Below are 19,788 nucleotides of genomic sequence, written 5' to 3' on the forward strand. Positions count from 1 at the left end.
TCTTCCTCGCCTTACTCCGTGCCTGATCCCGCTTCTCCTTCTCCACCCGAACAGCGATCATCGCATAAATTGCGGCTCGTTCACGTGAGGACAGCTTCATTAGCTCATGCGGTAAAATATGAAGCTCGTGGAGGGCGTAGTAAGCTAAGTTAGCTTCGCTGTCGCCCTCGTTGATTAGTTTTTTACTTCATCCACCAGCTCGTTCATATCTGTACCGAAGCCATTCAAGGCCTGTACCCGTTCACCCAGCGCGGCGAATTCACCTGGGAGCAGCATTTTACGCAGGAGCGTCTCAGCACCAAGAACACCATAAGAACGTTGTAACTCGGCATTTTTCAGATCTGGATGCACCACACTTGAAGTCATCAGCTTAGCCATATAATCATTCGGCTCAATCTCGGAGGTATACACTCCGTTCTTACCTTTGACCTTACGAGTAGCTGCTTTACGGCATTCCTGATTCTCATCCTCGTTCATACTGCGTAGCTTCCAGGCAACTGCGTTCCCTTCCTTATCCTTAAAACGCTGTGATACCACAAACTCCTCGGTCGTGTCACATGCTACATTTTGCGCAAAAAACAAACTTAATTCACTCATTGTCTTCCTCCTAAAATGATTTAGTTTCTTCTAGTACTACTAACTAGACAGAGAAGAGACCCGCCGCTCACCTGCACGCCCGGGCCTTACTTGCTCCTATCTAGTTGTCTTTATTATTTTCCTGAGCCGGCCGGAGCGCCAAAAGCTTGCACAATCTGCACGTCTTCAAAGGTAAAGCTCACTTCTTCTTCCAGCGCATCTGATTCTGTATCAAGAGAAGCCATGATGACACTATCAAGGTTCACGCCTTTTAGAATAATACGTTGCGCTCCCACACTGGACGATGGGTCTTCGTTCGTAACCTCAATATCGAAATACTGATCGACACCTGTGTTCATATAATCAAGCATCATCTGGCGGAAACGGCTAGTCATATAAAAAATCGTCATCGAACCGCTGCCTGACCATCCAGTCGCTTTATGCTGAACACCACGTCGGCCGAGTGTCTTCACTTCCGCCTTTGTTTTTTCTACCGTTGCTTCAAGCGTCTTCACATAGAACATCTCTTCAGTTTGCGTGCCAATCACGGCATACGCACGGCCCTCCTGGCCGGAAATCGTATCGCTAGCTTTTAAAAATGCCATCTTAAACCACCTTCACTTTCATATATACTTTTTCTACGGAATCAACTGGCTTCACTGCTACGTCGAGTACAATACTATCGCTATCGGTACCTGCCACAACGACAACATCAGTCTGCGCATTAAAGCTTTCAATCGCCCCAATATCCTGCAGATCATTCATGTAAGTTGCACATTGCGACCAGAACAGAGCCCGTCCATCTTCATTATTGGCTACCTTACCAATGTAGTAGTTCTCAAAAATACGCTTCAGATCATTCGCAATCCCATCCAGCACACGCAACACACGATTTTTGGAGAATGCTTTGCCTTTATCCGGAGAGAATGCCGTAAACGTGTTAATATCCTGTTCCACCACAGCTCGCCCTCCACTGTAAGTAAAGAGCAGTTCGCCTTGCAGCAAAGCTGCTGTCGTTTCAGAATGGCTAAGCCGTACATCAGCATCAACCGAGTCGTCATAGCCCTGATAAGTCAGCGATTGATTCACCGCAGCAGCAGCCGTAGCACCGGCCACCCAAGCAACAGCATTGTTGTTATCAATCGTAGTTCCGTCACTCAGTACTACCCCATTCTTCACGCTGATCACACCCTCATGACCCGCAGTAGTATAATCCGATAGTACAGCCTGCACTTTCTTACCTTCCGTATCCCGCAGTCGTCTTACCCAAGAGCTATACAGTGCCTTAAGCGTACTATCCTGCGATACTAGTCCAACCGTTTGGAATTCAAGCACCTCAAGAGAAGATAAGAAATCGCTGTGCGCACCATTTGTCACCGTACCATTAGCTCCGCCAATAAGCGGCATCCCTGCAGTTAGCTTCAAGCCTTCTGCGCCATTTTTCTGGAATTGTACATAATCGTTAGCGACCAACTCTTCAGCCGTTCCAACCGTTTGCTTATTCAGTTCAGCTCCATTCAGCAGTGTCTTTACATCAAAAAGAGCATTATTCTCAATATTTTTCTCAATAACCACAGAAAGATCGTTTCCGCGTGCACCACCGTATTTAGCCGTAACCTGTAGACCATTGTTCGTGACCGCCGCTTTAACCCCTTCATTCAATCGATAGAGCAGTAACGTTCCCGCACGTTTCAGCGCTTCGCGTACTGGCAGCAATGTTGGATGTTCCAAATCATAACCTAGTAGCTTATTCACGTCGTCCTGCGGGGTAATCTCCATGATCACTCCAGCTTCTCCCCAAGATAAAGCAAGTGCCAACGCAGTAATTCCCCGTTCTCCCATTTTGCCGATGGCACCTTGATTCGATGCTACATTTACGTACACCCCTGGGCGCACTTTGTTTTGAGTTGTCCATGTTCCGCCTGCCATTAGTTCAAAACCTCCTTATTATTAAACAATCCCATAGATTGCTTCGCTTCTTCGATCGTATAACTTTTGTTATCCTGCAAAATAACGTTCAGCACATCCTTTTCCTTAACCGTAAAAAGCGATGAATTCACAATCTGCTCTTTACCAAAACGATCTCCATTACTCACCTTTGTGCTCATTTCAGTCTTTCTCCTCCAATCATTTGCCCCATCTTAATGGGGTCATGCTTCTCACTTTGCAAATACACCATATAGTCCGTTGTAAAAAGCGGCCCATGCCCCTCTACCCCAGCTTCCCAGGCTTGCCTAGCTACACGGAAGGAGCCACCCTCTTGCTCCATCCCTGCCATTGCTTCACTTAGCCTATCAGCCATTCTTTCAGCCTCCAGTAGACTTCCTTGTTCATAACGGATACCGAAGCGATAAACCGCCAAATATCTGCCTTCCCGCTGCCGATCCAGAGTCGCTGAGATCAGTCCGGGATAAAAATAAGCCGTCTGAGGTTTCTCTCCCTCCACATATACAGGCACATCTGGAAAGTACTTCTCCAGCGCACTCGTAATGTGTTCTCGTAATTGTTGTACCGACATCACTCCATTCCTTTCTGAACTGCGGCGGTTCGCCGATCTTTGATGGTGTTAACCTTCAATTGCATTAACATTAAGAAAACACCTCCTCTACTAAAACTAAGAACAAAAAAGGATACTATCCGATGTTGGATAATACCCTTCTATACTAGGCCAATGCCAAAAGAATCTTTCACCGCTAGATTTGTTCTTATCACCACTAGGGCGGAACGATTAGCAGAGCATTCATGCTCTTGCGGTGTTCTTTTTGCTTCATTTGCCATGTTATAAATATACACCCCTATTTGCCTTGCAGAGACGGTATACCGACGAGGTTTAAGCTAGCTTTGGGATGGTAAAGAGCGGTTTTTCGGAGGGGTCATCTGCTCATAAAAAAGACCGCATCATCCGCTCGGATGACACAGTCTCTTAAGTAACCATCTATATCTCTTAGGTAATACTAACCTTCTCTTTCTTCACTCTTGGTGCTGTTATTAAGGTGTTAAGGGACAGTAGGCCGAGATCCGTTAAAGCCAAAGCCATCTTATAAAAAGCCTTCGAGCGTATCTTCACGTAAGTATCCTTACTCACCGGTGGATCAAACACATGATTGTAAATCGTATAATCGTACGTTTCGTCTCTTTTCATATAACGCTCTCTTACTAATTGCTGTTCCCTCGTATCAAGTCTCTCTACCACAGAGTCTATCGCCGAGCAAAAAGCCCTCCTAGCAGCCGGTATATCCACATTATAAGAAGCTATCGCAGCAGTCTGATCAGTAACTGTATTCGTAGGACCATGAAATCTTTCTGAATAAGAATAAGTAGTACTGGCTTCCTTAGCCTCAAATGTAACGGTCTTAAAAATACGGTATTTCTCCAACATACTCTCTATAGCGACCTGGGTTCGGCGACGGTCTAACTCTGGTAAAGCAGATAAGTTCATCATTTTATGCACTCCTTTAGGTTTGACAGAATGAGATTAAATTGCGGAAGTTTCCTAAGCAATGTGCTAAAATATAAAAGTGTTCGTATTCTGTTCGTATTTTTCTATAATATACCACTTCTCTACCAATCTCGTAAAACCCCGTTTTAGTCTGTTTTGGGCGAAAAAGAATAGCTTTCCCTTCATTTTCTTGCCTTTTGGCAATAATATACGCTTTGTTGTTTACCAATTGGCAAAAATGGCTTATATTAATATCATAAGCTTCAGTCTATAAGGAGTGGTTGAGATGAAACAAGAATTTGGGGATTACATGAAGCAACTTCGCGAAACAAAGGGACTCACCATTAATCAATTGGCAGCAGCAGCGGGGATTAGCGGATCACAGATTTCACGGATTGAAAATGGTCTAAGAGGCGTTCCTAAGCCAACTACGTTACGCAAAATAGCTGAGGCCTTAGGCGTCCCGTACGAGCAGCTAATGGATCAAGCGGGGTATTTGCAGGAGCAAGCCCTTCCAAGCGAAGAGATTGTCCCAGAGTGGGCTACAAGCAAGGATAAGCGTGACTTTCGTAAAATGCTAGAGGATGATGGAGAGCTGATGTTTGATGGAATTCCACTAGACAAGGAAGACAAGCAGAGGATTAAAGATGTACTGACCGGCTTATTCTGGGAAGCCAAACAGATGAACAAGAGAAATAAATCCAACAACACTTAATAACTACACTAACATGCTGCAGGTGAAGAATATGGATGAACTGATCAATAATCTGATTAAAAAATATAAAACCAACTGTCCGTTCGAGCTGGCCTCAGCGCTGGGTATTCACATTCGTTTCATGAACCTTGGGACAGGCACAAAGGGATTATATTACCGAAAACTAAGAAGAAGATTTATTGTCATTCATAATGAGTTGCCAGTTGAGTGGCAGCGCTTCGTTTGTGCGCATGAATTAGGACATGATCGACTTCATAAGGGGATTAACCGCTTTTTTCTAGAGGAAAGCTCCTACTTCTCTCCTGGGAAGCTTGAACGTCAAGCTAATGTCTTTGCTGTAAAGCTACTATCCACAGGTAGCAATCCTGAGCAAGAAGAATCATGGAAAAGTTATTATTTACGAATTGGTATTCCACCAGAAGTTCAATTTCTTTTGGAAGAATGATAGAACATATGTTATATCAATACATGCGTATTATTAAATCAATACATAACAAAAAAAGCTCTTACCGAAGTAAGGGCTTCTAAGAGCGATTAAGCTGAGTATCGGGATGACACGATTTGAACATGCGACCCCCTGGTCCCAAACCAGGTGCTCTACCAAGCTGAGCTACATCCCGTTACTATAAAATTATGGAGCGGGTGATGGGAATCGAACCCACGCTATCAGCTTGGAAGGCTGAAGTTCTACCATTGAACTACACCCGCAAAGGTGAAAAATCGGGATGACACGATTTGAACATGCGACCCCCTGGTCCCAAACCAGGTGCTCTACCAAGCTGAGCTACATCCCGTTATAATGCTATGATTGCTTAATAAAAAAATGGCGCGCCCTGAGAGATTCGAACTCCCGGCCTTTTGATTCGTAGTCAAACGCTCTATCCAGCTGAGCTAAGGGCGCAAAAATTATGGAGCGGAAGACGGGAATCGAACCCGCGACCCTCGCCTTGGCAAGGCGATGCTCTACCGCTGAGCCACTTCCGCAAAATATGGTGCGCGTGAAGGGACTTGAACCCCCACGTCGTGAAACGCCAGATCCTAAGTCTGGTGCGTCTGCCATTCCGCCACACGCGCATGTAATAATAAAAGTGAGCCATGAAGGACTCGAACCTTCGACACCCTGATTAAAAGTCAGGTGCTCTACCAACTGAGCTAATGGCTCGCACTTGGCTGGGGATATAGGATTCGAACCTATGAGTGACGGAGTCAAAGTCCGTTGCCTTACCGCTTGGCTAATCCCCATTGATGCTACCTCTATGTTGCCCATAATCTCTCAGGAAGATTATGGTGGAGGCTGAGGGGATCGAACCCCCGACCCTCTGCTTGTAAGGCAGATGCTCTCCCAGCTGAGCTAAGCCTCCATATCTATGGGACCCTCTAAGGGTAAGTACAAGTAAAAGTTGGTGACCCGTATGGGATTCGAACCCATGTTACCTCCGTGAAAGGGAGGTGTCTTAACCCCTTGACCAACGGGCCTTGCAAATCTGTGGAGCTCTCAACCGGATTCGAACCGGTGACCTCTTCCTTACCATGGAAGCACTCTACCTGCTGAGCTATGAGAGCATGGCTCCCCGAACAGGACTCGAACCTGTGACAACTCGATTAACAGTCGAGTGCTCTACCAACTGAGCTATCAGGGAATATCCGCTTGGCAACGTCCTACTCTCCCAGGACCCTTCGGTCCAAGTACCATCGGCGCTGGAGGGCTTAACGGTCGTGTTCGGGATGGGTACGCGTGGAACCCCTCCGCTATCGCCACCAAACGGGCATTACAGCGTAATGCTCAGGCTTAATCGCCTGAAAACTGAATCCGAATTGAATTTGCGTTCTAAGTATAGGATAAGCCCTCGACCGATTAGTATTGGTCAGCTCCATGCATTACTGCACTTCCACCTCCAACCTATCTACCTCGTCGTCTTCAAGGGGTCTTACTAATTGGGAAATCTCATCTTGAGGGGGGCTTCACGCTTAGATGCTTTCAGCGCTTATCCCGTCCGTACGTAGCTACCCAGCCATGCTTCTGGCGAAACAACTGGTGCACCAGCGGTACGTCCATCCCGGTCCTCTCGTACTAAGGACAGCTCCTCTCAAATTTCCTGCGCCCACGACAGATAGGGACCGAACTGTCTCACGACGTTCTGAACCCAGCTCGCGTACCGCTTTAATGGGCGAACAGCCCAACCCTTGGGACCTACTTCAGCCCCAGGATGCGATGAGCCGACATCGAGGTGCCAAACCTCCCCGTCGATGTGGACTCTTGGGGGAGATAAGCCTGTTATCCCCAGGGTAGCTTTTATCCGTTGAGCGATGGCCCTTCCATGCGGTACCACCGGATCACTAAGTCCGACTTTCGTCCCTGCTCGACTTGTAGGTCTCGCAGTCAAGCTCCCTTATGCCTTTGCACTCTTCGAATGATTTCCAACCATTCTGAGGGAACCTTGGAACGCCTCCGTTACTCTTTAGGAGGCGACCGCCCCAGTCAAACTGCCCGCCTGACACGGTCCCCGTACCCGATTAGGGCACTAGGTTAGAACCTAGATACGATCAGGGTGGTATCCCAACGGCGCCTCCACCGAAGCTTGCGCTCCGATTTCTACGGCTCCCACCTATCCTGTACAGATCGTACCCAAATTCAATATCAAGCTGCAGTAAAGCTCCATGGGGTCTTTCCGTCTTGTCGCGGGTAACCTGCATCTTCACAGGTATTAAAATTTCACCGGATCTCTCGTTGAGACAGCGCCCAAGTCGTTACGCCATTCGTGCGGGTCAGAATTTACCTGACAAGGAATTTCGCTACCTTAGGACCGTTATAGTTACGGCCGCCGTTTACTGGGGCTTCGGTTCATAGCTTCGGGTTACCCCTAACCACTCCCCTTAACCTTCCAGCACCGGGCAGGCGTCAGCCCGTATACTTCGCCTTGCGGCTTCGCACAGACCTGTGTTTTTGCTAAACAGTCGCTTGGGCCTTTTCACTGCGGCCCCCTCGTGCTATTCACACTACCGGGGCACCCCTTCTCCCGAAGTTACGGGGTCATTTTGCCGAGTTCCTTAACGAGAGTTCTTCCGCGCGCCTTAGAATTCTCTTCTCGCCTACCTGTGTCGGTTTGCGGTACGGGCACCTTCTCCTGGCTAGAGGCTTTTCTTGGCAGTGTGAGATCATGACCTTCGCTACTACAATTTTCGCTCCCCATCACAGCCCAGCCTTAACGATGTGCGGATTTGCCTACACATCAGCCTCACTGCTTAGACGGACATATCCATCAGTCCGCGTCACTACCCTCCTGCGTCACCCCATCGCTCATAGCGGATTACGGTGGTACAGTAATTTCAAACTGTTGTCCTTCGACTACGCCTTTCGGCCTCGCCTTAGGTCCCGACTTACCCTGAGCGGACGAGCCTTCCTCAGGAAACCTTGGGCTTTCGGCGGATCAGATTCTCACTGATCTTTTCGTTACTCATACCGGCATTCTCACTTGTATGCTGTCCAGCGCTCCTTACGGTACACCTTCAACCCACATACAACGCTCCCCTACCCCAGATACATACATATCTAGCCATAGCTTCGGTGGTGTGTTTAGCCCCGTTACATTTTCGGCGCAGAGTCACTCGACCAGTGAGCTATTACGCACTCTTTCAATGGTGGCTGCTTCTAAGCCAACATCCTGGTTGTCTGTGCAACTCCACATCCTTTCCCACTTAACACACACTTGGGGACCTTAGCTGATGGTCTGGGCTGTTTCCCTTTTGACAATGGATCTTAGCACTCACTGTCTGACTCCCGGCAATAAGTATATGGCATTCGGAGTTTGACTGAGCTTGGTAATCCTTGCGGACCCCGCACCCAATCAGTGCTCTACCTCCACTACTCTTATACCGAGGCTAGCCCTAAAGCTATTTCGGGGAGAACCAGCTATCTCCGAGTTCGATTGGAATTTCTCCGCTACCCCCACCTCATCCCCGCACTTTTCAACGTGCGTGGGTTCGGGCCTCCAGTGCGTGTTACCGCACCTTCACCCTGGACAGGGGTAGATCACACGGTTTCGGGTCTACGTCCACATACTAAATCGCCCTATTCAGACTCGCTTTCGCTGCGGCTCCGTCTTCTCGACTTAACCTTGCATGTTAAACGTAACTCGCCGGTTCATTCTACAAAAGGCACGCCATCACCCATTAATAGGGCTCTGACTTTTTGTAAGCACACGGTTTCAGGTTCTATTTCACTCCCCTTCCGGGGTGCTTTTCACCTTTCCCTCACGGTACTGTTTCACTATCGGTCGCCAGGTAGTATTTAGCCTTAGCAGATGGTCCTGCTGGATTCATACGGGGTTTCACGTGCCCCGCACTACTCGGGATCCGTCTCGGAGAGAACACAGTTTAGGTTACAGGGCTTTTACCTCTATCGCGGGCCTTTCCAGACCTCTTCACCTACCATATTCCTTTGTAACTCCATGTGAGACGTCCCACAACCCCTAAGAGCAAGCTCTTAGGTTTAGGCTGTTCCGCGTTCGCTCGCCGCTACTGACGGAATCACTATTGTTTTCTCTTCCTCAGGGTACTTAGATGTTTCAGTTCCCCTGGTCTGCCTCTACATACCCTATGTATTCAGGTATGAGTAACTGCGAATTACCACAGCTGGGTTTCCCCATTCGGACACCCCCGGATCAAAGCTTGCTTACAGCTCCCCGAGGCAGTTTCGTTGTTCGCCACGTCCTTCGTCGGCTCCTGGCGCCTAGGCATCCTCCGTGTGCTCTTATTAGCTTAACCTTGATTTTTCCTAAGAAAAATCTCACTAATAACATTTACTTGTTTGCACAAGTTGCTAAAAGATGTTCTAAAACGCAAATTCGTTTCGGTATCCAGTTTTCAAGGATCAATGTTAAAGAAAGTATTGAATTTAAAAATTATGGTGGAGCCAAGCGGGATCGAACCGCTGACCTCCTGCTTGCAAGGCAGGCGCTCTCCCAGCTGAGCTATGGCCCCATAAAGGGATATAAGTTATATGGTGGGCCTTGGTGGACTCGAACCACCGACCTCACCCTTATCAGAGGTGCGCTCTAACCAACTGAGCTAAAAGCCCATATAACATATATAATATTGTGAATCAACCAAAGTGGTTGTTCGCTTGGCGGCGTCCTACTCTCCCAGGACCCTTCGGTCCAAGTACCATCGGCGCTGGAGGGCTTAACGGTCGTGTTCGGGATGGGTACGTGTGGAACCCCTCCGCTATCGCCACCAAACGCATATGAAAGAGACTTGCTCTTTCAAAACTGAACACGAGTGAGTGTTTGAACCCGAGGGTTCTATTATGGAAGTTTAACTTCCGATTTGAATGTCTTCATTGCAGAAGACGATTCTCCATAGAAAGGAGGTGATCCAGCCGCACCTTCCGATACGGCTACCTTGTTACGACTTCACCCCAATCATCTACCCCACCTTCGGCGGCTGGCTCCCTTGCGGGTTACCCCACCGACTTCGGGTGTTGTAAACTCTCGTGGTGTGACGGGCGGTGTGTACAAGACCCGGGAACGTATTCACCGCGGCATGCTGATCCGCGATTACTAGCAATTCCGACTTCATGCAGGCGAGTTGCAGCCTGCAATCCGAACTGAGACCGGCTTTGATGGGATTGGCTCCACCTCACGGCTTCGCTTCCCGTTGTACCGGCCATTGTAGTACGTGTGTAGCCCAGGTCATAAGGGGCATGATGATTTGACGTCATCCCCACCTTCCTCCGGTTTGTCACCGGCAGTCACTCTAGAGTGCCCAACATTACTTGCTGGCAACTAAAGTTAAGGGTTGCGCTCGTTGCGGGACTTAACCCAACATCTCACGACACGAGCTGACGACAACCATGCACCACCTGTCTCCTCTGTCCCGAAGGCCGCTGCTATCTCTAGCAGATTCAGAGGGATGTCAAGACCTGGTAAGGTTCTTCGCGTTGCTTCGAATTAAACCACATACTCCACTGCTTGTGCGGGTCCCCGTCAATTCCTTTGAGTTTCAGTCTTGCGACCGTACTCCCCAGGCGGAGTGCTTACTGTGTTAACTTCGGCACCAAGGGTATCGAAACCCCTAACACCTAGCACTCATCGTTTACGGCGTGGACTACCAGGGTATCTAATCCTGTTTGCTCCCCACGCTTTCGCGCCTCAGCGTCAGTTACAGCCCAGAAAGTCGCCTTCGCCACTGGTGTTCCTCCACATATCTACGCATTTCACCGCTACACGTGGAATTCCACTTTCCTCTTCTGTACTCAAGTCACCCAGTTTCCAGTGCGACCTCAGGTTGAGCCCAAGGTTTAAACACCAGACTTAAATGACCGCCTGCGCGCGCTTTACGCCCAATAATTCCGGACAACGCTTGCCCCCTACGTATTACCGCGGCTGCTGGCACGTAGTTAGCCGGGGCTTTCTTCTCAGGTACCGTCACTCCGGTAGCAGTTACTCTACCGGACGTTCTTCCCTGGCAACAGAGCTTTACGATCCGAAAACCTTCATCACTCACGCGGCGTTGCTCCGTCAGACTTTCGTCCATTGCGGAAGATTCCCTACTGCTGCCTCCCGTAGGAGTCTGGGCCGTGTCTCAGTCCCAGTGTGGCCGTTCACCCTCTCAGGTCGGCTACGCATCGTCGCCTTGGTGGGCCGTTACCCCACCAACTAGCTAATGCGCCGCAGGCCCATCCCTCAGTGACAGATTGCTCCGTCTTTCATTCTTTCTTCAGGAGAAAAAAGAAATTATCCGGTATTAGCTACCGTTTCCGGTAGTTATCCCAGTCTAAGGGGCAGGTTGCCTACGTGTTACTCACCCGTCCGCCGCTAAGTCATTTTGAAAGCAAGCTTTCAAAATGACTCCGCTCGACTTGCATGTATTAGGCACGCCGCCAGCGTTCGTCCTGAGCCAGGATCAAACTCTCCAATTAGTATTGAAAAGAGCGATATGCTCATTTTGAAACATCTGACGAGAAAATTAATTCTCTAATTTTGGATTTCACTTTCGTGATTTCCCACTCACTCGTTGTTCAGTTTTCAAAGATCAATGTCTCTCATTTCGTCGTCGTTGTTTGTCAGCGGCGACCTTTATAATATATCACAGTGTTCCGTTGTTTGGCAAGTCTTTTTTTTGAAAAAGTTTTTTTCATTTTTTCTTGCCTTCCGCTTCCCTTTTACACAAGCAAAAGGAGCGCGAGATATAATTTATCATGAGCACTCCTTTTTAGTCAAGCTATTTTATTAAAAAATCTTAAATCCATATAAAACTCTTGCATTTACCACCTATCCTCAGTGTTTATACTGAGATGAACGTCCGCCCCACGCATACTTGGAAAGCTCTTTCTGAGGAGCAAAACGAGCATACATCCGAAATACAGTCTTATATCTATTGGCGATGGCATGCCTGATATTTTGGTCCAAGCGCTGATCACTTAAATCTAACAGCATCTCATCGAGTTCTTTCCGCAAAACATAATCCAGTTCCTTGCATTCTTTTTCGTTAAACAACATTCCCAACATATGCTTGGCCTCCTTCATGAAGTTGCAAGTAACACATTCACTAAAACCATAAACCCCTTGTACATAATTAGTTAGTCCATCTCATGGAGAAAGCTGCCTTAAGTCCTCTTACACTAGATTAACCGGAGTACTCTTTTTATAACCATAATTAATAAAAATTCCCTTTATGGTTACGTCGCGATTATATACCTCTGTCCTTTAGGCAATCCTTGGATGAATAGCTTTAATGTTATGCTCCAATCTTGGAAGTTTTATGATAAAAGCGAAAAAGTTATTGTGCTTTCAATGATGGCTGCAACAAATAGCAGGATTACAGTCCATATAGATGCCGTGAGTGTTTGACGCATAAAGAAAGACCAATCTGCCCCTCTCTCCTTTTTCCTAGTGGAAGAACTAAATATACTTGAGAGTACTTTCCCGCCGAACTGCAGTCCAAATGCACAAGCAATAATGATCGCCGGAATCTCTATAATCCCATGTGGCAGCAGTCCTTTTACAATAAGCTCGAACAAGTCCTGTCCTTGCAGTGCTGATAAATGAATCAGATAGCCGATAACCGCTCCGTTAATAAATAAGAATATGGCTGGCAGTATACCGAACAACGCCCCTAAAAATATGATAAGAACACCCTTGATGCTGTTATTTAAAAATATAAATACAAAGAAGCTCCATTGCGGATTAGAAGAATCTCTAAGGTTGCCACTGATTTCACTGAGCCCCTCTAATTGCTGAACCAATAGCTTTTCCAGACTGCTGGTAGCTACCCACCCTATAACCGCTCCTACTGCGAAGAGCAGACAGGAAAGCAATAAAGCCTTCCGGATCGTTTTTAGATCTTTAATAAACGTGAAGAACGACAACATAAATACCCTCCTGAAATTGTGATCTCTGTTTCTTAGGTCATAACCGTGCGGTACGAGCATACATTTAGAACAAACAAGCATTTCGCATGGGAGAGGAGCGCTGTCATTATGAATTCTTTTTATGTATTCAGCGGCAAAAAGATTAAACGATTCATCTATATCTTCGCCGCTGTGCTTCTTGCTGCTGGAGTTGTATACGTCGAGAGGGGAAACATAACCGTTTTTTCTGAATCCGGACCTTCCGCGATCTACAGTGTACCAACAGAGAAGAAGCTGATTGCCCTGACCTTCGATATTAGCTGGGGGGAGAAAAGACCTGAGCCGATTTTGAAGGTACTTGAAGACAAGAAAGTGGACAAAGCCACCTTCTTCCTGTCGTCACCATGGAGTAAGACTCACCCAGACATTGTAACTAACATCAAGAATGCAGGTTTTGAAATTGGAAGTCATGGTCATAAACACGTCAATTACAGCACACTAAGCAACGAAGAAATTCGCACACAGATCTCAACGGCTCACACCGTACTTACCGAATTAACCGGCACTGAGCCCAATTTGATTCGTATGCCTAATGGGGATTTTGACAAAAGAGTCCTTCAGGTTGCCAGCGATCTCGGTTACAAGGTCATTCAATGGGATACAGACTCTCTGGACTGGAAGAATATCGGCGTAGACAATATCGTGAAGCGTGTAACGACAAAAGCGCATCCAGGTGATATCGTCCTTCTACATGCCAGTGATTCCTGCAAACAAACACATGAAGCACTTCCACTCATTATCGACGAGCTCCGCAGACAAGGTTATGAATTCGTTACCGTCTCTGAGCTGATTAGTCAAAGCAATACCGAAGGTAAAGAAGTTCGCGACTCAGCTTCACTTAGTAATGCCTTAGAGGACGCGGCTGGACTGTAAAGTACATTTCAATCTCTGGTGCCGTAATGGATGTTGATTCGTCCAAAGGATTAATGACGTGGAGAAATGAGTTCCGATATGTCGGGTGTGGGGGTATTCAGCTTCGGATAGCTCAGATCCAGACTCTCCAGTGTCTTTACTACGATGGATAAGGTCAAATAGTTGCGGTACCATTGATGATTGGCGGGTATCCAGTACCAGGGTGCTTTATCTATGCTAGTTTCCTTAAAAACATCTTCATATGCTTCTTGGTAATCATCCCAATACTCCCGCTCCTGGAGATCACTTGCATCGAATTTCCAGTGTTTTTTAGGATCTTCAAGTCTTTCCTTGATTTTCTTTAACTGCTTCTCTTTAGAAATGTGCAGAAAAAGCTTGATAATTGTCGTCCCCTCTTCCACCAGCATTTCCTCAAACTGGCGTATGTAACGAAAACGGCGCTTTAGGTCATCCTTTTTCAACCCTCCATGTACCCGCGGTACCAATACATCTTCATAGTGCGAACGATTAAATGCAGAGATGTAGCCCTTAGGGGGAGTTTTCTGATGTACCCTCCATAGGAAATCATGAGCCTCTTCCTCAAGAGAGGGTTTCTTGAAGCTGGTAACTATGAAGCCTTGTGGATTGATGCCTGAAAAAATATGCTTAACCGTTCCATCCTTACCGCTAGAATCCATTCCTTGCAGAATTACAAGCAGCGAATGCTTTTTCTGAGCAAACAAAATATCTTGTAGCTCTGCCAAACGTGCTTTAAGCTCTTCTGTTTTGGCTTCTGCTTCTTTTTTGGATTTAAAAATACCTATATCGTCCGGATCCAGCTTGTTAAGCCGGATTTCTTTTGTGTCTTTTATCATATAGCGCTTGATGTCCATATATTCCCCTCCTAAAAGTTTTGTGAGCGTTACTACACTTGTGTTACTTCGTACAAAACTCACTTCGGAAGCATCTACTAAGTTTTGTAAAGCATATACATCATTGAGGAGCTTCGTACAAAACTCACTTCGAAAGCATTTTCTTAGGTTATGTGTTCTTTAAGATTAACCTCCTTAATCAGATTTTAATCGTTTAGATATAGTAAGAGCAAAAAACCCCGTCTTCTGAAATCAGAGCACGGGGTTCATTGTTTAGTGCCTTCCCCATTCATTATCCGGCTGCCGGCTTCAGAATACGGTGTAGCATCAAAATTTGGAATGCATTACAAGCAATAAGCGGAACAACAATAAATACTGTTGCACTATCAACACCTATACGGAGCACGCCAATAACTTCCACAATTGAAATAGCTGTCATAAAAAAGAGGGTTGGAATCAAAGCTGAGATGTTTGTACTTTTTACTTTGAAATAAGACACAATAATAGCTGCTAGCAAAATAACGATTCCTAATATTAGATCAGACATAACATTTCTTTCCCCACCAACGACGGTACGCAAAAAAATCAGTTCAAGCAATGCGAGCACAGAAAGCACTAGTTGTATGTATTTCCAAACCTTTTGTGGAAAAACGCCGTTACCCATATAATTCAAAATCAAATAGGCAAAAAAACCAAGTTGCGAATAAACGCTTACAAGCATACCGTAGCCAAGCAGAATCAGCGGGTATAAAAAGAAATCCCCGACACTTTTGAAATCAATCTTACCATTTACGAATTGCAGTGCCAGACCAGCGATTACAGCCCCACCCGCTCCTATAAGGAGGGTAGTCCAAAATAAATGAAACCATTTTTTTATACTCAGCCAATTCACCTCCTCTTGTCAGATTTATTTTACCAAGGATACCGACAAAACACCATTACACCCACAACATAAATGTGATCTAATTCGGCATAATACATCTAGAGAATCCTATAAAGGAGGGCAGCGCCAATGAAATGGAGATTTATCGGATCTGTGGGTTTGGCATTGAGCTTTGTTATGGCCTTAACGGCTTGCGGAAGTGAGCAGAGCAGTTCTTCTTCCGGACAAGGCAGTTATAAAGAAACGAAGACCATGGTTTTAGATATATTGAAAAGCGATGAGGGTAAAAAAGCGGTTGAGGAATCATTATCAAGCTCCAGCTCTAGCGGTACCAGTGGAATGAGCATGAAGATGATGCCACTTCAAACAACAGAGGAGATCAAGCTCGCTGTTAAAAATACTCTCACTGCACCGGAATATCAGAAGGAAATCGAGAAGATAATGACTGATCCCAAATTCGCGGGCGATTTTGCTAAAGCCATTCAATCACAAAGCAAGGAACTACACCTACAGCTAATTAAGGATCCCACTTATCAGAAATCAGTCGAAGAAATTATGAAGTCTCCAGAAATGATGACAATGTTTTTAAATCTCACCAAAACACCTGATTACCGTAAACAATCCATGAAGACCATGCAGGAATCCATGCAAACTCCATTATTTCGCATGGAAGTATTGAATTTACTTAAAAAAGTCGTACAAGAAGAACTTGAACCAAAAGAGAAAAAAGAAAAGGGTAGCGAAGGTGGCGACAAACAGGAAAGCAGTGGCGGCGGCAGCGGCGATGATTCAAGTTCTTAAAAAAAAAGGCCTTCTCCCACTAATACGTGTGGGAAGGCCTCTTTTTTATGCACAAGAGTTAGTGCTCATATTTGGCAATAAGTTTATCAGCAATTTCTGCAAATAATTGTCCTGATGGTGTCTCTTCTTTGTATACAGAAGGTGAGAAATCCGGTTCGGAAATATGGTTGTCCGGTGCACCTAGCGGTATTTGTGCAAGCAGCTCCGTATGAAGCGTCTCGGCAAGCCTCGCTCCTCCGCCTCTGCCAAAGATATAATCTTTCTTACCACAGTCAGTGCACTCATAATAAGCCATATTCTCAATGACTCCAATAATCTCATGATCTGTCTGTAGAGCCATAGAGCCCGCTCTAGCCGCCACAAACGCTGCGGTAGCGTGAGGTGTCGTAACTATAATCTCTTTGCTGTGAGGCAGCATCTGATGCACGTCAAGTGCCACATCACCAGTACCTGGGGGAAGATCAAGCAGCATATAATCAAGTTCACCCCAACCAACATCATTGAAGAACTGGCGAAGCATTTTACCTAGCATAGGTCCCCGCCAAATAACTGGACTATTCTCACGGATAAAGAAGCCCATAGACATGACCTTCACTCCGAAACGTTCCACAGGAATAATCGTTCCTTCTTCCACAACCGGCCCCTCTTCAATCCCCATCATATCAGGAATGCTAAAACCATAAATGTCCGCATCCACAAGACCAACCTTCTTACCTTTTCTTGCAAGGGCTACGGCCAAATTGACCGTTACAGTTGATTTACCAACTCCACCTTTGCCGCTAGCCACGGCGATAAAGTTCACACCAGAGCTCTCGCTAATTAATTCATGGCCATCAAGGCCTGCAGCATGTCCCTTAAGTTTCCCAGGCTCATCAACTTCCTCAGTGCTCTCACCGCGAAGTATAGCACGTTCATAATCGGTTGCATCACGAAGCCGGATATGTACATTTGAAGCCCCACCCGCTTCAAGCAATTCACGAACCTGTTGTTCTAGATCCATGCGACTTTGCTCTTCAGGATTCAGACATACGATTGATAAAGAAATACGATCTTCTTTAATCATAATGTCACGGATCAGCTGTAGTTCCACAAGGCTTTTTCCAGTTTCCGAGTCTGTTAATGGCTGCAGTATTTCCTGAATTTGTTCCTTAGTCAGCATGGAAAGCACCTCTATTTCCTTTCCGGTTAAGAAATTCTCCGGAGTTTTTGTCTATTATAACATTACCTGTCTCCCCATGAGTAGTCCTTACTGCTCGGAGGCGTACCGAAGAATGCCGCGATAAATGCTAGTGGCTACCTTGCGCTGGTAGACATCATTTCCGAGTAGAGCGGATTCCTGGGGGTGTGATAAGAAGCCGACTTCTACAAGCACCGCTGGTATTTTTAATGCTTTTAGCAGATATACAGTATTCACTGTCTTCGCCACACGATCGGTATTCTCTAGCGTAGTCTTCAGCTCACTCTGCACAAACTCCGCAATTGCTTTATTATCCTTATGATTGGGGTAGTAAAAGGTCTGCGCTCCGCTCCAACGATTCGAAGGGACACTGTTCATATGAACGCTTATAAAAAGGTCTGCGCCTTTCTCTTCGATGCTTCTTACCCTTTGTTTAAGATCTTCCGTCTTGCGCTTAGAATAGCCCTTAGTGCCTTCCAGAGCCAAATCGTAATCACCCTCACGAGTCATTACTACAATAGCCCCTGCCTGTTGCAGATAATCACGCAAATACAGCGATACCGCCAGATTAATATCTTTCTCAATTAGCCCTTCCCGGCTAACCGCTCCTCCATCAGCTCCACCATGTCCCGCATCGAGAGCAATAACTTTTCCTGACAAGGGCAGACTCCAATAATTTAGTGTTTTAGCAGTAGGCATGTCATACGCTATAATTCCGATCATTATAGCCAGCAGTGTAGCACCAAGCATACTTTTTTTGATACTGCTCCATGAAATCCAGACCGAGACTTTATTCTGCTTTCGGCCAGACATAACAAAGACCCCCTCGTCCCGATAGATAATACTCATCTATATGGGACAAGAAGGTCAAATAGTACTAGCTGACAGTGATTAAGCTGTAACTTCTTGAGTCATACCTTCAATCAGAATCTGCGCAACCTCAGGCCGCGTAAATTCTGGGGGAGGACATTGGCCGTCACGGAGCAAAGCCCGTACTTTCGTACCCGACAATGTCATATGATCATCGCTAGGATGAGGGCAAGTTTTACTAGAAGCCATATTTCCGCATTTTTTACAGAAGAAGCTGTGTTCAAAAAATAATGGAGTTATATCAAGCTCCTCAGCACTAAAATTCGAGAAAATTTCCTGTGCCTCGTAAGTTCCGTAGTAATCCCCTACGCCCGCATGGTCACGACCCACGATGAAGTGGGTACAGCCGTAATTTTTGCGAACCATGGCATGGAAAATTGCTTCCCTAGGACCTGCATAACGCATTGCCGCTGGAAAAACACCAAGGAAGGTGCGATCCTCAGGATAATAATTCTCCAAAAGCGCCAGGTAGCTCTTCATCCGCACATTTGCCGGTACATCATCCGATTTCGTCTCACCCACAAGTGGATTTAGAAATAGAGCGTCTACAACCTCCATAGCGCACTTTTGAATGTATTCATGAGCTCGATGAACCGGATTACGTGTTTGGAACCCTACAACCGTTCTCCAGCCCTTATCAGCAAATATTTTCCGCGTATCCGCAGGATCAAAATAAAACTCACTGAACTTCTCAGGCTGTGGTCGATTCAAGACTGTAATCGGTCCTCCAACATAAGTCGAAGGACGAGCCAGCAACTTACTCACTCCAGGATGTTCAGGATCTGTTGTTTTGAAGACATTTTGTGCTTCAATCGTTTGATCAACAGTATAAATACTTTCAATATCCAATAAACCGTAAATCTCGCCATCTTCTTCACCGATTAGAGATACTTTATCCCCAATTGATAATCCGGCAGCCACATCATCTTCTACAGCCAACGTTATTGGAATGCTCCACACAGTGCCATCTGCTAAACGCATGCTTTTTACCACTGAAAGATAGTCTTGCTCATTTAAAAAGCCAGTTAGTGGGGAAAACGCACCTACAGCGATAAGATCCAAATCGGATAAAGTCCAGGTATTCAAGGCAATTGCCTTGTTGTCACGTGCGAGATTTAGCAATTCTTCTCTTTCAATTCCCTCTACTACACGGTTAACCAAAGTTCCGCCATGCGGACGTATTGAAGTCATCT

Annotated in this window: 17 protein-coding genes, 14 tRNA genes and 4 rRNA genes; 4 read left to right on the forward strand and 31 right to left on the reverse strand. The window is 46.2% G+C overall.

The features are described 5' to 3' along the window. Positions 1–174 precede the first annotated feature (174 nt). The 6 genes from ACN6MV_RS28100 to ACN6MV_RS28125 form a co-directional block, all read right to left on the reverse strand. Positions 175–597 carry a phage tail assembly chaperone gene (locus tag ACN6MV_RS28100; protein ID WP_042131197.1) on the reverse strand — a complete coding sequence of 141 codons (423 nt, stop codon included), beginning with the start codon at positions 595–597 and terminating at the stop codon, positions 175–177. 113 nt (positions 598–710) lie between these two features. Next, positions 711–1,181 carry a phage tail tube protein gene (locus ACN6MV_RS28105; RefSeq protein ID WP_042131198.1) on the reverse strand — a complete coding sequence of 157 codons (471 nt, stop codon included), beginning with the start codon at positions 1,179–1,181 and terminating at the stop codon, positions 711–713. Between the two features lies 1 nt (position 1,182). Further along, entirely contained in the window at positions 1,183–2,505 is a 1,323-nt protein-coding gene (locus ACN6MV_RS28110; protein WP_419885321.1) for a phage tail sheath family protein, read from the reverse strand. Beyond that, positions 2,505–2,684: a hypothetical protein gene (locus tag ACN6MV_RS28115; protein WP_419885322.1), complete on the reverse strand. Its 180-nt coding sequence runs from the start codon at positions 2,682–2,684 to the stop codon at positions 2,505–2,507. Before ACN6MV_RS28115 ends, ACN6MV_RS28110 begins: the two co-directional genes overlap by 1 nt. Further along, positions 2,681–3,094, reverse strand: coding sequence for a phage tail terminator family protein (locus ACN6MV_RS28120; protein ID WP_339288281.1), 414 nt, complete (start codon positions 3,092–3,094; stop codon positions 2,681–2,683). The genes ACN6MV_RS28115 and ACN6MV_RS28120 overlap by 4 nt, the downstream gene beginning before the upstream one ends. 426 nt (positions 3,095–3,520) lie before the next feature. Further along, on the reverse strand, positions 3,521–4,015 hold the full coding sequence (locus tag ACN6MV_RS28125) for an ArpU family phage packaging/lysis transcriptional regulator (protein WP_419886827.1): 495 nt from the start codon (positions 4,013–4,015) through the stop codon (positions 3,521–3,523). A 286-nt stretch (positions 4,016–4,301) separates the two neighbouring features. On the opposite strand from ACN6MV_RS28125, the gene ACN6MV_RS28130 reads away from it, so the two are divergent. Together ACN6MV_RS28130 and ACN6MV_RS28135 are read left to right on the forward strand one after the other, a co-directional pair. Further along, a complete protein-coding gene (locus ACN6MV_RS28130) occupies positions 4,302–4,730 on the forward strand; it encodes a helix-turn-helix domain-containing protein (RefSeq protein WP_042131203.1) in 429 nt (142 codons plus the stop codon). Between the two features lie 31 nt (positions 4,731–4,761). After that, positions 4,762–5,175, forward strand: a complete 414-nt coding sequence (locus ACN6MV_RS28135; protein WP_042132516.1) for an ImmA/IrrE family metallo-endopeptidase — start codon at positions 4,762–4,764, stop codon at positions 5,173–5,175. 101 nt (positions 5,176–5,276) lie between these two features. On the opposite strand, the gene ACN6MV_RS28140 is transcribed toward ACN6MV_RS28135, so the two are convergent. The 20 genes from ACN6MV_RS28140 to ACN6MV_RS28235 all read right to left on the reverse strand — a co-directional run bounded on the left by ACN6MV_RS28140 (position 5,277) and on the right by ACN6MV_RS28235 (position 13,098). Continuing rightward, a tRNA-Pro gene (locus ACN6MV_RS28140) sits at positions 5,277–5,350 on the reverse strand. A 14-nt stretch (positions 5,351–5,364) separates the two neighbouring features. Further along, positions 5,365–5,438, reverse strand: a tRNA-Gly gene (locus ACN6MV_RS28145). Between the two features lie 12 nt (positions 5,439–5,450). Next, positions 5,451–5,524 (reverse strand) — tRNA-Pro (locus tag ACN6MV_RS28150). Positions 5,525–5,554: 30 nt separating this feature from the next. After that, a tRNA-Arg gene (locus ACN6MV_RS28155) sits at positions 5,555–5,631 on the reverse strand. A gap of 8 nt (positions 5,632–5,639) precedes the next feature. Beyond that, positions 5,640–5,714 (reverse strand) — tRNA-Gly (locus tag ACN6MV_RS28160). 6 nt (positions 5,715–5,720) lie between these two features. After that, positions 5,721–5,804 (reverse strand) — tRNA-Leu (locus tag ACN6MV_RS28165). Between the two features lie 15 nt (positions 5,805–5,819). After that, positions 5,820–5,892, reverse strand: a tRNA-Lys gene (locus ACN6MV_RS28170). Between the two features lie 5 nt (positions 5,893–5,897). Then, positions 5,898–5,972, reverse strand: a tRNA-Gln gene (locus ACN6MV_RS28175). A gap of 43 nt (positions 5,973–6,015) precedes the next feature. Further along, positions 6,016–6,091 (reverse strand) — tRNA-Val (locus tag ACN6MV_RS28180). 40 nt (positions 6,092–6,131) lie between these two features. Next, positions 6,132–6,206 (reverse strand) — tRNA-Glu (locus ACN6MV_RS28185). Between the two features lie 11 nt (positions 6,207–6,217). After that, positions 6,218–6,293: transfer RNA gene (locus ACN6MV_RS28190), tRNA-Thr, on the reverse strand. A gap of 1 nt (position 6,294) precedes the next feature. Then, a tRNA-Asn gene (locus tag ACN6MV_RS28195) sits at positions 6,295–6,370 on the reverse strand. Positions 6,371–6,376: 6 nt separating this feature from the next. After that, positions 6,377–6,493, reverse strand: a 5S ribosomal RNA gene (rrf, locus tag ACN6MV_RS28200). Positions 6,494–6,565: 72 nt separating this feature from the next. Continuing rightward, positions 6,566–9,494: ribosomal RNA gene (locus ACN6MV_RS28205) — 23S ribosomal RNA — on the reverse strand. Between the two features lie 140 nt (positions 9,495–9,634). Continuing rightward, positions 9,635–9,710: transfer RNA gene (locus ACN6MV_RS28210), tRNA-Ala, on the reverse strand. A 20-nt stretch (positions 9,711–9,730) separates the two neighbouring features. Continuing rightward, a tRNA-Ile gene (locus tag ACN6MV_RS28215) sits at positions 9,731–9,807 on the reverse strand. Between the two features lie 43 nt (positions 9,808–9,850). Continuing rightward, positions 9,851–9,967: ribosomal RNA gene (gene rrf, locus ACN6MV_RS28220) — 5S ribosomal RNA — on the reverse strand. Between the two features lie 124 nt (positions 9,968–10,091). Further along, a 16S ribosomal RNA gene (locus ACN6MV_RS28225) occupies positions 10,092–11,649 on the reverse strand. The 16S, 23S and 5S rRNA genes sit together here with 14 tRNA genes alongside, the layout of an rRNA operon. Before the next feature lie 358 nt (positions 11,650–12,007). Continuing rightward, on the reverse strand, positions 12,008–12,238 hold the full coding sequence (locus tag ACN6MV_RS28230; RefSeq protein ID WP_036680631.1) for a hypothetical protein: 231 nt from the start codon (positions 12,236–12,238) through the stop codon (positions 12,008–12,010). A gap of 251 nt (positions 12,239–12,489) precedes the next feature. Further along, positions 12,490–13,098 (reverse strand): stage II sporulation protein M, encoded by a 609-nt coding sequence (locus ACN6MV_RS28235; protein ID WP_419886828.1) that lies wholly within the window; start codon positions 13,096–13,098, stop codon positions 12,490–12,492. A gap of 111 nt (positions 13,099–13,209) precedes the next feature. Between ACN6MV_RS28235 and pdaB the strand changes: the two genes are divergently transcribed. Beyond that, entirely contained in the window at positions 13,210–14,013 is an 804-nt protein-coding gene (gene pdaB, locus ACN6MV_RS28240; protein ID WP_042131205.1) for a polysaccharide deacetylase family sporulation protein PdaB, read from the forward strand. 50 nt (positions 14,014–14,063) lie between these two features. On the opposite strand, the gene ACN6MV_RS28245 is transcribed toward pdaB, so the two are convergent. Both ACN6MV_RS28245 and ACN6MV_RS28250 read right to left on the reverse strand, forming a co-directional pair. Next, a complete protein-coding gene (locus ACN6MV_RS28245; RefSeq protein WP_042131206.1) occupies positions 14,064–14,885 on the reverse strand; it encodes a PPK2 family polyphosphate kinase in 822 nt (273 codons plus the stop codon). 271 nt (positions 14,886–15,156) lie between these two features. Continuing rightward, on the reverse strand, positions 15,157–15,747 hold the full coding sequence (locus ACN6MV_RS28250; RefSeq protein WP_042132517.1) for a KinB-signaling pathway activation protein: 591 nt from the start codon (positions 15,745–15,747) through the stop codon (positions 15,157–15,159). A 129-nt stretch (positions 15,748–15,876) separates the two neighbouring features. Here ACN6MV_RS28250 and gerD point away from each other — a divergent pair, with 129 nt between their 5' ends. Next, on the forward strand, positions 15,877–16,548 hold the full coding sequence (gerD, locus tag ACN6MV_RS28255) for a spore germination lipoprotein GerD (protein WP_042192146.1): 672 nt from the start codon (positions 15,877–15,879) through the stop codon (positions 16,546–16,548). 58 nt (positions 16,549–16,606) lie between these two features. Here the strand turns inward: gerD and ACN6MV_RS28260 are convergent, their stop codons facing one another. The 3 genes from ACN6MV_RS28260 to sat form a co-directional block, all read right to left on the reverse strand. Further along, on the reverse strand, positions 16,607–17,707 hold the full coding sequence (locus ACN6MV_RS28260; protein ID WP_419885323.1) for an Mrp/NBP35 family ATP-binding protein: 1,101 nt from the start codon (positions 17,705–17,707) through the stop codon (positions 16,607–16,609). 87 nt (positions 17,708–17,794) lie between these two features. Further along, positions 17,795–18,538 (reverse strand): N-acetylmuramoyl-L-alanine amidase CwlD, encoded by a 744-nt coding sequence (gene cwlD, locus ACN6MV_RS28265; RefSeq protein ID WP_042131209.1) that lies wholly within the window; start codon positions 18,536–18,538, stop codon positions 17,795–17,797. Between the two features lie 78 nt (positions 18,539–18,616). Then, complete coding sequence (gene sat, locus ACN6MV_RS28270) at positions 18,617–19,786, reverse strand: sulfate adenylyltransferase (protein ID WP_419885324.1); 1,170 nt, start codon at positions 19,784–19,786, stop codon at positions 18,617–18,619. Positions 19,787–19,788 lie beyond the last annotated feature (2 nt).

Origin of the sequence: Paenibacillus sp. B-A-8, assembly GCF_048572915.1 — a bacterium.
In the GTDB taxonomy this organism is placed as follows: domain Bacteria; phylum Bacillota; class Bacilli; order Paenibacillales; family Paenibacillaceae; genus Paenibacillus_AQ.

Bases quoted from the DNA above. Each gene is read 5' to 3' on its own strand.
- ACN6MV_RS28130 (WP_042131203.1), top strand. From the start codon at position 4,302: ATGAAACAAGAATTTGGGGATTACATGAAGCAACTTCGCGAAACAAAG.
- ACN6MV_RS28120 (WP_339288281.1), bottom strand. From the start codon at position 3,094: ATGTCGGTACAACAATTACGAGAACACATTACGAGTGCGCTGGAGAAG.
- pdaB (WP_042131205.1), top strand. From the start codon at position 13,210: ATGAATTCTTTTTATGTATTCAGCGGCAAAAAGATTAAACGATTCATC.
- ACN6MV_RS28100 (WP_042131197.1), bottom strand. From the start codon at position 597: ATGAGTGAATTAAGTTTGTTTTTTGCGCAAAATGTAGCATGTGACACG.
- ACN6MV_RS28105 (WP_042131198.1), bottom strand. From the start codon at position 1,181: ATGGCATTTTTAAAAGCTAGCGATACGATTTCCGGCCAGGAGGGCCGT.
- gerD (WP_042192146.1), top strand. From the start codon at position 15,877: ATGAAATGGAGATTTATCGGATCTGTGGGTTTGGCATTGAGCTTTGTT.
- ACN6MV_RS28230 (WP_036680631.1), bottom strand. From the start codon at position 12,238: ATGTTGGGAATGTTGTTTAACGAAAAAGAATGCAAGGAACTGGATTAT.
- ACN6MV_RS28245 (WP_042131206.1), bottom strand. From the start codon at position 14,885: ATGGACATCAAGCGCTATATGATAAAAGACACAAAAGAAATCCGGCTT.
- sat (WP_419885324.1), bottom strand. From the start codon at position 19,786: ATGACTTCAATACGTCCGCATGGCGGAACTTTGGTTAACCGTGTAGTA.
- ACN6MV_RS28260 (WP_419885323.1), bottom strand. From the start codon at position 17,707: ATGCTGACTAAGGAACAAATTCAGGAAATACTGCAGCCATTAACAGAC.
- ACN6MV_RS28115 (WP_419885322.1), bottom strand. From the start codon at position 2,684: ATGAGCACAAAGGTGAGTAATGGAGATCGTTTTGGTAAAGAGCAGATT.
- cwlD (WP_042131209.1), bottom strand. From the start codon at position 18,538: ATGTCTGGCCGAAAGCAGAATAAAGTCTCGGTCTGGATTTCATGGAGC.
- ACN6MV_RS28135 (WP_042132516.1), top strand. From the start codon at position 4,762: ATGGATGAACTGATCAATAATCTGATTAAAAAATATAAAACCAACTGT.
- ACN6MV_RS28125 (WP_419886827.1), bottom strand. From the start codon at position 4,015: ATGAACTTATCTGCTTTACCAGAGTTAGACCGTCGCCGAACCCAGGTC.
- ACN6MV_RS28110 (WP_419885321.1), bottom strand. From the start codon at position 2,505: ATGGCAGGCGGAACATGGACAACTCAAAACAAAGTGCGCCCAGGGGTG.